14 protein-coding genes and 1 pseudogene are annotated in these 12,246 nt (G+C 63.3%); 11 read left to right on the top strand and 4 right to left on the bottom strand.

Going from position 1 to position 12,246, the window contains the following annotated elements:
* Positions 1-319, top strand: a pseudogene (locus Q0094_RS13890) (hypothetical protein); the annotation flags it as partial.
* A gap of 74 nt (positions 320-393) precedes the next feature.
* Here the strand turns inward: Q0094_RS13890 and mmsB are convergent.
* From mmsB to Q0094_RS13875, 3 genes are read right to left on the bottom strand one after another with little or no spacing between them, the layout of a single operon-like run.
* Positions 394-1,272, bottom strand: coding sequence for a 3-hydroxyisobutyrate dehydrogenase (gene mmsB, locus Q0094_RS13885; RefSeq protein WP_297620814.1), 879 nt, complete (start codon positions 1,270-1,272; stop codon positions 394-396).
* Complete coding sequence (locus Q0094_RS13880; RefSeq protein ID WP_297620811.1) at positions 1,269-2,327, bottom strand: enoyl-CoA hydratase/isomerase family protein; 1,059 nt, start codon at positions 2,325-2,327, stop codon at positions 1,269-1,271. Before Q0094_RS13880 ends, mmsB begins: the two co-directional genes overlap by 4 nt.
* A 47-nt stretch (positions 2,328-2,374) precedes the next feature.
* Positions 2,375-3,520, bottom strand: coding sequence for an acyl-CoA dehydrogenase family protein (locus Q0094_RS13875; RefSeq protein WP_297620808.1), 1,146 nt, complete (start codon positions 3,518-3,520; stop codon positions 2,375-2,377).
* Positions 3,521-3,604: 84 nt separating this feature from the next.
* Here Q0094_RS13875 and Q0094_RS13870 point away from each other — a divergent pair, with 84 nt between their 5' ends.
* The gene (locus Q0094_RS13870; protein WP_297620805.1) at positions 3,605-4,141 is read left to right on the top strand and encodes a YkgJ family cysteine cluster protein; all 537 of its coding nucleotides are present in this window, start codon (positions 3,605-3,607) and stop codon (positions 4,139-4,141) included.
* Here Q0094_RS13870 and Q0094_RS13865 read toward each other — a convergent pair.
* Positions 4,125-5,624, bottom strand: coding sequence for a CoA-acylating methylmalonate-semialdehyde dehydrogenase (locus Q0094_RS13865; protein WP_297620803.1), 1,500 nt, complete (start codon positions 5,622-5,624; stop codon positions 4,125-4,127). The genes Q0094_RS13870 and Q0094_RS13865 overlap by 17 nt on opposite strands.
* On the opposite strand from Q0094_RS13865, the gene Q0094_RS13860 reads away from it, so the two are divergent.
* The 9 genes from Q0094_RS13860 to Q0094_RS13815 all read left to right on the top strand — a co-directional run bounded on the left by Q0094_RS13860 (position 5,607) and on the right by Q0094_RS13815 (position 12,245).
* Positions 5,607-5,792 (top strand): hypothetical protein, encoded by a 186-nt coding sequence (locus tag Q0094_RS13860; protein WP_297620800.1) that lies wholly within the window; start codon positions 5,607-5,609, stop codon positions 5,790-5,792. The two genes, Q0094_RS13865 and Q0094_RS13860, sit on opposite strands and share 18 nt — an antisense overlap.
* A 31-nt stretch (positions 5,793-5,823) precedes the next feature.
* Entirely contained in the window at positions 5,824-6,729 is a 906-nt protein-coding gene (locus Q0094_RS13855; RefSeq protein ID WP_297620798.1) for a LysR family transcriptional regulator, read from the top strand.
* A 71-nt stretch (positions 6,730-6,800) separates the two neighbouring features.
* Positions 6,801-7,235: a CBS domain-containing protein gene (locus tag Q0094_RS13850; RefSeq protein WP_297620795.1), complete on the top strand. Its 435-nt coding sequence runs from the start codon at positions 6,801-6,803 to the stop codon at positions 7,233-7,235.
* A 99-nt stretch (positions 7,236-7,334) separates the two neighbouring features.
* Positions 7,335-7,838, top strand: coding sequence for a pantetheine-phosphate adenylyltransferase (gene coaD, locus Q0094_RS13845; RefSeq protein WP_297620792.1), 504 nt, complete (start codon positions 7,335-7,337; stop codon positions 7,836-7,838).
* Between the two features lie 16 nt (positions 7,839-7,854).
* The gene (locus Q0094_RS13840; RefSeq protein WP_297620787.1) at positions 7,855-8,355 is read left to right on the top strand and encodes a peptidylprolyl isomerase; all 501 of its coding nucleotides are present in this window, start codon (positions 7,855-7,857) and stop codon (positions 8,353-8,355) included.
* Positions 8,348-8,914 (top strand): peptidylprolyl isomerase, encoded by a 567-nt coding sequence (locus tag Q0094_RS13835; protein WP_297620784.1) that lies wholly within the window; start codon positions 8,348-8,350, stop codon positions 8,912-8,914. The genes Q0094_RS13840 and Q0094_RS13835 overlap by 8 nt, the downstream gene beginning before the upstream one ends.
* A 402-nt stretch (positions 8,915-9,316) precedes the next feature.
* Positions 9,317-10,345, top strand: coding sequence for an ABC transporter permease (locus Q0094_RS13825; protein WP_366940302.1), 1,029 nt, complete (start codon positions 9,317-9,319; stop codon positions 10,343-10,345).
* Entirely contained in the window at positions 10,342-11,148 is an 807-nt protein-coding gene (locus Q0094_RS13820) for an ABC transporter permease (protein ID WP_297620781.1), read from the top strand. Before Q0094_RS13825 ends, Q0094_RS13820 begins: the two co-directional genes overlap by 4 nt.
* Positions 11,145-12,245: an ABC transporter ATP-binding protein gene (locus Q0094_RS13815; RefSeq protein ID WP_297620778.1), complete on the top strand. Its 1,101-nt coding sequence runs from the start codon at positions 11,145-11,147 to the stop codon at positions 12,243-12,245. The genes Q0094_RS13820 and Q0094_RS13815 overlap by 4 nt, the downstream gene beginning before the upstream one ends.
* Position 12,246: the final 1 nt, after the last annotated feature.

Genomic DNA, 12,246 nt, shown 5'->3' with positions numbered 1-12,246 from the left:
GATCCAGCTTGTTCACCGGATCGTTGAAGGCATAGCTGTAGCGGTTGGTGCCGACGCCCGGCTGCATCACTCGGACCAGAGGTCGCAAGACGGCAGCGAGCAGTTTCAGCGCCTGCTGGTCGACAATGGCATCACCTGCTCCATGAGCCGGGCCCGAAACGTCTGGGACAGTTCGGCGATGGAGAGCTTCTTTTCGGCGCTGAAAATCGAACGGACCAACCGCAACGTCTATCGCAACCGCGACAAGGCCCGCGCGGATGTGTTCGACAATATCGAGCGCTTCCACAACCCGTGCAGACGGCGTTCGAAATTGGGCTAACTAGGCTCTGCGGCGTTCGAAGCCCGTGCTATGCTGGCTTGACCCTTTGTCCACGAAACCGGCAGCAGGCCAGTTCATGAGCTTGTCTGACCGCGACCCTCGAAGCGCGGCAACATGGCCGAAAAATCGCGCCCTGCGCCATCTTCGGCTTCCACGAAGGTTGCATAAAGCGCTGCGGCAAGGGCGCCCATCGGGGTATCGGCATCCGCGGCTGTCGCGGCCTCCTGGCTCAGGCGCAGATCCTTGAGCATCAGATCGGCGGCAAAGCCGGGCTTGTATCCATTGTCCGACGGGCTTTTGGGCCCGATGCCCGGTGCCGGGCAGTAGCTTGTCATCGACCAGCTTTGCCCCGACGAGGTCGAGACGACATCGAACATCGCCTGCCGATCCAGACCCAGCTTGTCGGCCAGCGCAAAGGCCTCGCAGGTGGCGATCATGGTCACGCCAAGGATCATGTTGTTGCAGATCTTGGCCGCTTGCCCGTTTCCGGCCGGGCCGCAATGCACCGCCTTTTGTCCCATCACCTCGAACAGCGGGCGGGCCGTGGCAAAGGCCGCAGCATCGCCGCCCACCATGAAGGTCAGCGTTCCAGCCTGAGCCCCGCCAACCCCGCCCGAAACCGGGGCATCCAGCGCCCCCAGCCCCGCCGCCCCGGCCCAGGCCGCCACATCGCGCGCACTGGCCACATCGACGGTCGAACAATCCAGCAGAACCGCGCCCGGCGCCATGGCGGGGATCACCGCCTTGGCCACTGCGCGCAAGATGGCACCATTGGGCAGCATGGTGATCACCACCGCCGCATGAGTGGCGGCGGCGGCGGCACTTTCTACCATGGTGACGCCCGCCGGGGCGGGAGCAGCCAGATCGAACCCCGCCACCGCATGACCCGCCGCCGCCAGATTGGCCGCCATGGGCCCCCCCATGTTGCCAAGGCCGATAAAGCCGATCTTCATGCTGCCGATCCTTTGATGTTCAGTTTCAGGGTTGCCGCGCCCAGCGGCATAAGCATCTTGGCCACGTCCACGGGCGCAATCGCCTCAAGATCTGCATGGCGCCATTTCGGGGTCTTGTCCTTGTCGATGATTGCCGCGCGGATGCCTTCGAGAAAATCGCCATCTTGCATTGCGCGGTAGCTGAAGCGGTACTCTTGTTCGAGCGCATGCTCGATCGTGTCGCGCAACCGCGCGCGATGCACCATTTCGAGCGTGCAAGCGACAGCCAAAGGGCTGCCTCGGCTGAGTGCCGCCAGCCCAGCCTTGGCCAGCGCGCTGTCGGACCAGCGCAAAAGATTGATCACATCGCGGATCGTTTCGCCGCCAAACAGCATGTCGATTTCCGCTTGGGCCGCAGCCAGCGGGCTGGCGGGTGCGGGCTGTGCCGCGCGGTCGACCGCCGCCCAGTCGCCGGTGGTGCACAGCGTGGCAATCAGATCCGACCATGCCGCGCGGGGAATGAAATAATCCGCAAAAGCCGCATGGATCGCATCGCCCGGACCCATGCGGTGGCCCGTGGTCCCCAGATACTCCCCCAATCGCCCCGGCGCGCGCGACAAGACCAGCGTGCTGCCCACATCAGGCGCCAAGCCGATGCCGCATTCGGGCAGGGCGATCTGACTGGTTTCGCACACCACCCGGTGCGATCCATGGCAGCCAATTCCCACGCCGCCGCCCATGGTGTAGCCCTGCATCAAGCTGACCACCGGCTTGGGGAAATGGAACAGCTTGGCGTTCATGCGGTATTCATCCGCCCAAAAGCGGCGACCAAAGTCGAAATCCCCCGCAATACCGCTGTGATACATCTGCGCGATGTCGCCACCCGCGCAAAAGGCGCGATCGCCCACAGCATCGATCACCACCAGCGCCACGCGGTCATCGGCACCCCAAAGGTCAAGCGCACCCTCGATCGCCTGGCACATCGCATAGCTGAGCGCATTGAGCGCCGCGGGCCGGGTCAGCGTGATCCGCCCGGCGCGGCCTTCGATGCGGATATCGATCTCGTCTGACGTCATGCCGCCCATTCCTTCATCTTTCCAGAAATACGCAAGACCAACCGCCATCACCCGCGCGCGGCCAGCATGTGGCGCGATATGATCAGGCGCATGATCTCGTTTGTGCCTTCCAGAATGCGGTGGACGCGCAGATCGCGGGCCAGCTTTTCGATGCCGTAATCGGCCAGATAGCCGTAGCCACCATGCAGTTGCAGGCAATCATCCACGATCTTGCACCCGGCTTCGGTGACAAATGCCTTGGCCATGGCGCAATGCTTGACCGCGTCGGGCGCGCCCCGATCAAGCATCCAGGCCGCTTGCCGCAACAAGACGCGCGCGGCGGCAAGTTCGATCTCCATATCCGCAAGCCGGAATTGCAGCGCCTGAAACTGATCGAGGCTTTGGCCAAAGGCGCGCCGGTCGGCCATGTAGGCAAGGGTCGCGCGCAGCGCCGCCTCGGCCGCCCCCAGCGAACAGGCCGCGATGTTGAGCCGACCGCCGTCCAAGCCCGCCATGGCATAGGAAAAACCATGCCCTTCGGCGCCCAAAAGATTGTCGGCAGGCACCGTGCAGGCATCGAATTGAACCTGACGGGTGGGTTGGCTGCGCCAGCCCATCTTGTTCTCGAGCGCCCCGAAAGACAGGCCGGGCGTGGCGTCTTCGACGATCAGGGCGGAAATGCCTTTGGGGCCATCGCCGCCCGTGCGACACATCACCAGATAGGCGTCCGAATAGCCCCCCCCCGAGATGAAGGCCTTGGTGCCCGTCAGCGCATACCCCTGTGGTGTGCGATCGGCGCGGGTCCGCAATGCCGCCGCATCAGATCCCGATCCCGGTTCGGTCAGGCAATAGGAAAAAAAGCACTCCATCGACAGCGCGCGGGGCAAGAACCGGGCCTGAAGCCGATCCGAGCCGTAAAGCTCGATCATCTTGGCGCACATGTTGTGGATCGACAAGAACGCCGCCACCGAAGGGCAGGCGTGGCTCAAGGCTTGAAACACCAAGCTTGCCTCAAGCCGCGACAGCCCTGATCCGCCTTTGTCCGCGCTGACATAAAGCCCGCCAAAGCCCAGTGCGGCAAGTTTGGGCCAAAGCGATTTCGGGATCGTTCCGGCCGCTTCCCAATCGCGGGCATGGGGGGCGATTTCGGTTTGGCCCAGATCATGGGCCAGATCGAAAATGGCCTGCGCTTCGGCACTCAATGCGAAATCCATGGACCTGCCTCCGCCGGGGTCATGCCCAGGCAATTGAACGGTTGTTCCATTACCGGCGGATGTGGAAATTTTGCAAGGCCCCGGTTGGCCACCGGCTTGGCTCTTGTCGGTATCGGGGTGCTGGCCTATGTGCCGGGCCGGCGCATCGTGGGCGGCATCGGGCCGGCCCTGCCGGCGCGGCATGCGGGTGCTTCGGTGTCCTCCCCCATATTCGATTGCACGTCCTGCGGGGCCTGCTGCTTTGGCGGTCATGACCGCTATCTCGCCATTCTGCCCGAAGATCAGGACCGAAAGATCCCCGAAAGCGTCACCACCCGTATCGAGGGGCGGCGCTACATGACGATGTCGTGCGGGCATTGCGCGCAGCTGACCCTCACCCCCGAGGGGCAGACGCTGTGTGCCATCTACGAAACCCGCCCCGAGGCCTGCCGCGCCTTTCGCGCGGGCAGTTTCGAATGCCTCAAGTCGCGCCAGCATCGCGGGCCCGAGGCCGAGCGGCAGCGCGCCCTTGCCATGGCCCGCACGCAATCGGCGCCGCCCCAGCCGGGTGCGGCGCCGATCATCGTGACGCGACAGGGGGCGCTGACGCCGCCCGAAGATCAGGTCAATCCATCGCCTTGAAGTTGAAGGCAGCACCTTCCTTGATGCCGCTTGGCCAGCGCGCCGTGATCGTCTTGGTCCGCGTGTAGAAGCGGAAAGCATCTGGCCCGTGCTGGTTCAGATCGCCAAAGCCCGATTTCTTCCAGCCGCCAAAGGTGTGATAGGCCAAAGGCACCGGGATCGGCACGTTGATGCCCACCATGCCGATGTTGATGCGGTTGGCGAAATCGCGCGCGGCATCCCCATCGCGGGTGAAGATCGCGGTGCCATTGCCGTATTCATGATCCATGGCAAGGCCAATGGCTTCCTCATAGCTGGCTGCGCGCACGGTCGACAGGACGGGGCCAAAAATCTCGGTCTTGTAGATGTCCATGTCGGGGGTCACGTGGTCGAACAGATGGGCGCCCACGAAATAGCCGTTTTCATAGCCCTGAAGCTTGAAGTTGCGCCCATCGACGGCCAGCTTGGCGCCTTGTGCCACGCCGCTTTCGACCAGCCGCAAGATATTCGCCTTGGCGGCCGCCGTGACGACCGGGCCGAAATCGATGTCATTGCCCGCGGTGTAGGGGCCGACCTTGAGCGCCTCGATGCGCGGGATCAGCTTTTCGATCAGCCGATCGGCGGTTTCATCGCCCACGGGCACCGCCACCGAGATCGCCATGCAGCGTTCGCCCGCCGCGCCATAGCCCGCGCCCACCAGCGCATCGGCGGCCAGATCCATATCGGCATCGGGCATGATGATCATGTGGTTCTTGGCGCCGCCAAAACACTGGCTGCGCTTGCCATTGGCGGTGGCGCGGCTGTAGATGTATTGCGCGATCGGGGTGGAGCCGACAAAGCCCACGGCCTGAATGATCTCATTGTCGAGGATCGCATCCACCGCTTCCTTGTCACCGTTGATGACTTGCAGCACCCCATCGGGCAGGCCCGCTTCCTTGCACAGCTCTGCCAGCATCATCGGGCAAGACGGATCGCGCTCGGACGGCTTGAGGATCATGGCATTGCCCGACGCCAGCGCAGGGCCCATCTTCCACAAGGGGATCATCGCGGGAAAGTTGAACGGTGTGATGCCTGCCACCACGCCCAGGGGCTGGCGCATGGAATACATGTCGATGCCGGGGCCCGCGCTGTCGGTGAATTCGCCCTTCAGCAGATGCGGCGCGCCGATGCAGAATTCGATCACCTCAAGGCCGCGCTGCACATCGCCCTTTGCATCGGGCAGGGTCTTGCCGTGTTCGCGGCTGATGGCGAGGGCAAGCTTGTCCATGTCGCGGTTGATCAGACCCACCAGCGCCATCATCACGCGGGCGCGTTTTTGCGGGTTGGTGGCGCCCCAGGCCCGCTGTGCGCGGGCCGCACTGGCCACGGCCGCATCCAGTTCGGATGTCGAGGCCAAAGCCACCTGGGCCTGAACCTCGCCTGTGGCGGGGTTCATCACATCGGCCATGCGCCCGGATGTGCCTGCGACCCGCTTGCCGTCGATCCAATGTCCGATCTGCTCCATCTTGGTATTTCCTTGCCAATGATCTGCGTCGCGCGGAGTTTAGCCTTGCAAGAACGCCAAGAAAAGCGGCAGCTTGCCAAAGTCGTTTTGCATGAATGCAAAACGACGGCGAAAAACCCTGAGTTTTTCGCACCGGAAATCCCGGGATTTCCCGTGCGGTTTTCTTGAGAAAACCGCGCGCGTCAATTGGGGGGTGGTGATGAACTGGGACGATCTGCGCGTGTTTCTGGCGGTGGCGCGCGCCGAAGGCTTGTCGGGGGCTGCACCGCGGTTGCGCCTTGACCCCGCCACTGCGGGGCGGCGCATCGCGCGGCTGGAACGCAGCCTGGGTGCGGTGCTGTTTGCCAGATCGCCCCAAGGCTACACCCTGACCGAAGCGGGCCAGCGCCTTGTGCCGCGCGCCGAGGCCGCCGAGGCGGCGCTGGCGGGGGGGCTGGGCGATGGGGGGCAAGATGGGGCAGGGCGGTTGTCGGGGACCATCCGCATCGGTGCGCCCGATGGCTGTGCCAATTATCTCTTGCCGCAGGTCTGTGCCGCCATTGGTGCCGCCCATCCCGCTCTCGACATTCAGATCCTGGCCTTGCCGCGGGTGGTCAACCTGTCGCGGCGCGAGGCGGATCTGGCGATCACCGTGTCGCCCCCTGCCACTCAAAGGCTACGGGCTGAAAAACTGTCGGACTATCACCTGTCGCTGGCGGCCTCGCGCGGCTGGTTGGCGCAAAACGGCACGCCCGAAACCCTTGCCGCGCTCGGCGATGCGCGCATGATCGGCTACATACCCGACATGATTTTCGACGCCGAACTGGATTATCTGGCGCAATTCGGTGTGGTGCGGGTGCCCTTGGCGGCCAATGCGGTGTCGGTGCAGCTGAATTTCGCGCGCGCGGGCGCGGGGCTGGCCATTGTGCATGATTTCGCCTTGCCATCCGCGCCGGAACTGGTGCGGGTGCTGGCCGATCAGTTGCGGCTGACGCGGACTTTCTGGTTGGTCACCCATGCCGGGCCGCGCGATGCAAGGCTTGAGCGGTTTTCCACCCTGCTGCGCGAGGGCATGCGTGCCGAAATCGCGCGACAGGAAGCCAGCGTCGCCTTGCCTGTGTTCTAAGGCTTGACAGATCAACCCCTGTGGGAGGACGCTTTCGCAAGACGTATGAGTGTCAGGCAAGGGAGCCGACCATGCTGGTGCAGCAGATCCTGAAGTTGAAAGCGTGTGATGGCGTGATCACGATTGCGCCGGGCACGCGTCTTGCTGAGGCGGCGCGCCTGTTGGCCGAACGGCGGATCGGGGCGGTGGTCGTGTCGCCTGATGGCAAGCGCGTGGTCGGTATCTTGTCGGAACGCGACATCGTGCGCGAATTGGCGGTCAAGGGTGGCGCCTGCTTGGCCGACACGGTGGATGGGGTAATGACGCGCGACATCGTCACCTGCGCGCGCGACGACAGCTCTGACATGGTTCTGGCGCGCATGACCGAAGGCCGGTTTCGCCATCTTCCCGTCCTGGAAGGACAAGAGATGATCGGGCTGATCTCCATCGGGGATGTGGTCAAGGCGCAGATCTCGGAACTGGCGATGGAAAAGGAAGCGCTGGAAGGCATGATCAAGGGGTTTTGATCCGATGCTCTTGCGCGATGCGACGTGCCGGGGGCTTGCATTGGCGCGGCCCCGGTGATTGGGTCGCGCGCGCAAGTGACGACACCGGCAGGGGCACAGATGCGGACAGGGCTATATCCGGGCACATTCGACCCGATCACGCTTGGACATATCGATATCATCAAACGGGCCTGCCTTTTGGTGGATCGGCTGGTGATCGGGGTTGCGATCAATCGCGACAAGAATCCGCTGTTTTCGCTCGACGACCGGGTGGCGATGGTCGAGGCGGAATGTGCCAAACTCCAGACCGCCAGCGGCACCGTGATCGTGGCGCACCCCTTCGAGAACCTGCTGATTGATTGCGCCCGCGATGTCGGTGCCTCGATCATCATCCGGGGGCTTCGGGCCGTGACGGATTTCGAATATGAATTCCAGATGGTGGGGATGAACCGGAAACTGAATTCCAGCATCGACACCGTGTTCTTGATGGCCGAAGCCGACCGGCAGGCCATCGCCTCCAAGCTGGTCAAGGAAATCGCGCGGCTGGGCGGGGATGTGAGCCCCTTTGTATCCCCAGCCGTCAAGGCCGCGCTGGACCAGAAATATCCACCAAAGATCCGATAATCAGGAGGCAAGGCCAATGGCCGTGTACAAAGATCCCGAAAACACCATTCTGATGGAGCTGAAATCCGGCACCGTGGTGATCGAACTGTTGCCCGAGATCGCGCCCAGACACAGCGAGCGCATGAAGGAACTGGCCCGCGCCGGCGCCTATGACGGGGTGGTGTTTCACCGCGTGATCGAGGGTTTCATGGCCCAGACCGGCGATGTGGAACATGGCCGCGACGGGGCCAACCTGCGCCGTGCGGGCACGGGCGGGTCGGACAAGCCCGATCTGCCGGCGGAATTTTCCGGCATCCCGCATGATCGCGGCACGCTGGGGGCGGCGCGCTCGTCGAACCCGAATTCGGCCAACAGCCAGTTCTTCATCAATTTTTCCGACAATCACTTTCTCAACCGTCAATACACCGTCTATGGCCGGGTGATTTCGGGGATGGAACATGTCGATGCCATCACCCGCGGCGAACCGCCTGCCAATCCTGACAAGATGATCTCGGTCAAGGTGGCCGCCGATGCGTAATCTGGCACTTGTCTTGTGTGTGATGGCAGGGCCCGCCTTTGCCACCGGTCTGGAAATCGACATCACCGGCGAAGCCGAAGGCACGGTCGTCATCGACCTGTTCGAAGAGGTGGCGCCCCAGCATGTGCAGCGGATCATGACGCTGGCCGCCGAAGGCGCGTATACCGATGTGGTGTTTCACCGCGTGATCGACGGCTTCATGGCCCAGACGGGCGATGTGCAATACGGCCGTGAGGGGCAGGATATGCGCTATGCCGGCCGGGGCGGGTCGCAATACCCCGACCTGCCGGCGGAGTTTTCGGATCTGCCGTTTGAACGGGGCGTGATCGGCATGGCACGTGCGCAAAGCCCTGACAGCGCCAATTCGCAGTTCTTCATCATGTTCGAACCGGGGCCTTTCCTGAACGGGCAATACACCGTGGTGGGCCAGGTGGTCACGGGCATGGAGGTGGTCGACACCATCAAGCGCGGACGCGGGCAAAACGGCGCCGTGATCGGGCCGCCCGACCGGATGAGCGCGCTCAGGGTGCTCGACAGGGATCCAGCCGCCGCGCAATAAACACGCGCAGGGGTCAGAAAATGCCAGAAAAAGGGGGGTGTAATCCCCCCTTTTTCCATAGGAATTTCTGTTGGTTGCGTGCTTTGCCCCGATGGGCTTCGCCGCCCTGCAGCAAACCGCTTGCGGGCGGCGCGGGAAAGCCGCATTTTGAACGCTGGAATCAGCCCATGGCGTGAGGGGCAGCGGCGGGTGAGCAGCTATGGAAGGCTTGTGCGCAGCGAGGCAGGCAAAGGGCTGATCCTGATCAGCCCTACCTTTCTTTATGCCCTGCTGTTGCTGGCGGCCCCCTTGGTGGCCATCGTTCTGCTGAGCTTCTGGACACAGCAGTTCCTGACCATCCAACGCGACTTCACGCTGGCCAATTACACCGAGGCGCTGACCGACCCGCTGTATCGGGAGTTGATGCTGCGTTCCTTGCGGATTTCGGGGCTGGTCACGCTGGTCACGGTCACATTGGCCTTTCCGGTGGCCTATTTCATTTCATTCCACGTGCGCCCCGAACGCAAATCCCTGTGGCTGTTCTTGATCACCATTCCGTTCTGGACCAGCTATCTGATCCGGGTGTTCTTGTGGCGGGTTATTCTGGCCTATGACGGGCCGGTCAATAGCGGTCTGACGCTTGTGCCGGTGATCACGATCATCGCCCTGGTGCTGGCCTTGGTGGCGGTTGCGGCCTTGGTGTTCTGGGTGCTGGGGCAAGTATCGATGCGGGCCGCACTTGCGGCCTGTGGCGTGGCGGTGCTGGCCGGTCTGGCCTGGCTGGTGTTGCCGACCGACAGCGCGCTGCGCGCCCCGGTCATCGACGAGCCCTTGGGGTGGTTGCTTTACAATGCCAATTCGGTGGTGATCACGCTGGCCCATGCCTTTGCGCCCTTTGCCATCTTGCCCATTTTCGTGACGCTGGAAAAAATCGATCGCTCGCTGCTTGAGGCATCGCGCGATCTGGGCGAAAGCCACGCGATGACCTTTCTGAGGGTGACCTTGCCCTTGGCCATGCCGGGTGTTCTGGCGGCGGTGCTGATCGTGTTCATCCCGACGGTGGGCGATTACGTCACCCCGCGTCTGGTCGGCGGATCGGGTGGCACGATGATTGCCACGATGATCTATGCCCAGATCTTTGATCTGAACGATCGGCCCATGGGTGCGACGCTGGCGGTGCTGGCGATGCTGTTGGTGGCGATGGTGTTGCTGTGGGGCATGTCGCGCGCGCGGGCATGGCTGTGGCTTGCCGACCGGGTCGGCGGCGGTGCCAAGGGGGCCGGGGTGGCCATTGCAGTGGCCATGGCCGAGATCCTTGTGATCCGGGCGGCCTTTGTGCATGGGCCCGCGCTGATGGGTCCGGCAGCTGCGTCGATCGTGCTGGTTCTGGTGGCCACGGGCCTGTCGGTCGCGATCTTGCTGCGCCTGCCAAAGGGAAGGTGGGGGATATGAGGCTGAACGCGCTGGCCCTGTTCGCCGTGCTTTATCTTTTGGTGCTGTATGCGCCCATCATTTTGCTGCCGATGTTTGCCTTCAATTCGGGCACGGTGATCGCGTTTCCGCTACGGGGATTTACGCTGGACTGGTTCGCGGCCCTGCTCGACACGCCTGCGCTGCATGAGGCGACGCTGAATTCGCTGATCATCGCGGTGTCGACGGCGGTTTTTTCGACCATCCTTGGCCTGTTCGCCGCGCGCGCCGCCACGCGCTACGGGTTTCCGGGCAAGGGGGGGATGGTGGGCTTCATCATGTTGCCCCTGGTGCTGCCCGAGGTGATCGTGGCCATCTCGCTTTTGATCGTGCTGATGCAGCTGGGTCTGAACAGCGGGACATGGTCGATCATTGCGGGCCACACGCTGATCTGCACGCCCTTTGCCATCGCGATCTTGCAGGGCAGCTTTTCCAATATGGACAAAAGCCTCGAGGAGGCGGCGATTGATCTGGGTGAAACGGCGTGGTCGACCTTTCGCCTCATCACCTTGCCGCTGGTCAGCCCGGGTATCATCGCCTCGCTCCTGATCTGTTTCACCATTTCGCTCGATGAATTCATCATCGCCTTTTTCTTGTCAGGAAATGAGCCGACACTGCCGGTTTACCTGTGGGGCCAGTTGCGCTTTCCGGCCCGGTTGCCCGTTGTGATGGCGCTGGGCACAATCCTTGTGCTGTTGTCCGTGGCGCTCTTGATCGTCGCCGAAACCTTTCGCCGCCGCGGCCTCAAGCGCGCTGGCCTCAAAGACACCGGAGGCTTTCTGTGAACCAGACCCGCACCCCCATCGTCACGCTGACGGGCGTTCAGAAATACTATGGCGATTATCACGCGCTCAGGGGCATCACCGCCAATATCGGGCAGGGCGAATTCTTTTCGCTTCTGGGCCCGTCGGGCTGTGGCAAGACCACGCTCTTGCGCGCCATCGCGGGCTTCGAGGATATCTCGGAGGGGCAGATCCTGCTTGATGGCAAGGATATGGAAGGGGTGGCACCCAACCGCCGCCCGACCAATATGGTGTTTCAGTCCTATGCCATTTTCCCGCATATGAGCGTGGCCGAAAACGTGGGCTTTGGCTTGCGAAAATCTCCGATGAGCGTGGCCGAAAAGCGCGCGGCCGTGGGGCAGGCGCTTGAGATGGTGGGGCTTGCCAAGTTTGGCGGCCGCGCGGCCCATGCGCTGTCGGGCGGTCAGCGGCAGCGCGTGGCGCTGGCGCGTGCCCTGATCCTGAAACCCAAGGTGCTGCTTCTGGATGAGCCGCTTTCCGCACTCGACAAGAAGATGCGCGAGGTGATGCAGGTCGAATTGATCAAGCTGCAGCGCGAGGTGGGGATCACCTTCATCCTCGTGACCCATGATCAGGAAGAGGCGCTGGTCATGTCCGACCGGATCGCCGTGATGTTCGAGGGTGAGATCGCGCAACTGGCCGACCCCGAAACGCTCTATCGCCGCCCCAATTCGCGCCGTGTGGCCGAATTCATCGGCATGATGAATTTCCTGCCGGCGCGCGTGTCGGGCGAGGCGGGCGGGCGCATCTGCGTCGAGGTGCAGGGCTTGGGCCCGGCCGAGCTGGAACCGGCGCAATGCCCCAGTGGCGCCAAGCCGGGTGTGGCCCAGATCGGCGTGCGCCCCGAAAGCCTGACGCTGCTCTATGACGGCCAGACGGCCGAGGGCGGGCGCGAGGCCTCCGGTACGGTGCGCGAGGTCGTCTATTACGGCGACATGACCTATTACGACATCTTGCTCGACGGCACACCCGCCCCCGTCCGCGTCTCGATGCGCAACACCCCGGGCCGCCGCGTGCTCGACTTCGGCGCGCGCGCAAGGCTCGGATGGGATCCGCGCGCGATGGTGTTGTTTGGGTGAG

Origin of the sequence: uncultured Roseicyclus sp. (assembly GCF_937892565.1) — a bacterium.
Classification (GTDB): domain Bacteria; phylum Pseudomonadota; class Alphaproteobacteria; order Rhodobacterales; family Rhodobacteraceae; genus Roseicyclus.
Note: the sequence above shows the minus strand (reverse complement) of the source record. Positions and strands in the feature narration are given on the sequence as shown.

What these genes read in the sequence shown, in the direction of transcription:
- mmsB (WP_297620814.1), bottom strand. Translation starts at nt 1,272, where the DNA reads ATGAAGATCGGCTTTATCGGCCTTGGCAACATGGGGGGGCCCATGGCG.
- Q0094_RS13865 (WP_297620803.1), bottom strand. Translation starts at nt 5,624, where the DNA reads ATGGAGCAGATCGGACATTGGATCGACGGCAAGCGGGTCGCAGGCACA.
- Q0094_RS13855 (WP_297620798.1), top strand. Translation starts at nt 5,824, where the DNA reads ATGAACTGGGACGATCTGCGCGTGTTTCTGGCGGTGGCGCGCGCCGAA.
- Q0094_RS13820 (WP_297620781.1), top strand. Translation starts at nt 10,342, where the DNA reads ATGAGGCTGAACGCGCTGGCCCTGTTCGCCGTGCTTTATCTTTTGGTG.
- Q0094_RS13825 (WP_366940302.1), top strand. Translation starts at nt 9,317, where the DNA reads ATGCTGCGTTCCTTGCGGATTTCGGGGCTGGTCACGCTGGTCACGGTC.
- Q0094_RS13840 (WP_297620787.1), top strand. Translation starts at nt 7,855, where the DNA reads ATGGCCGTGTACAAAGATCCCGAAAACACCATTCTGATGGAGCTGAAA.
- Q0094_RS13850 (WP_297620795.1), top strand. Translation starts at nt 6,801, where the DNA reads ATGCTGGTGCAGCAGATCCTGAAGTTGAAAGCGTGTGATGGCGTGATC.
- Q0094_RS13835 (WP_297620784.1), top strand. Translation starts at nt 8,348, where the DNA reads ATGCGTAATCTGGCACTTGTCTTGTGTGTGATGGCAGGGCCCGCCTTT.
- Q0094_RS13880 (WP_297620811.1), bottom strand. Translation starts at nt 2,327, where the DNA reads ATGACGTCAGACGAGATCGATATCCGCATCGAAGGCCGCGCCGGGCGG.
- Q0094_RS13860 (WP_297620800.1), top strand. Translation starts at nt 5,607, where the DNA reads ATGTCCGATCTGCTCCATCTTGGTATTTCCTTGCCAATGATCTGCGTC.
- coaD (WP_297620792.1), top strand. Translation starts at nt 7,335, where the DNA reads ATGCGGACAGGGCTATATCCGGGCACATTCGACCCGATCACGCTTGGA.
- Q0094_RS13875 (WP_297620808.1), bottom strand. Translation starts at nt 3,520, where the DNA reads ATGGATTTCGCATTGAGTGCCGAAGCGCAGGCCATTTTCGATCTGGCC.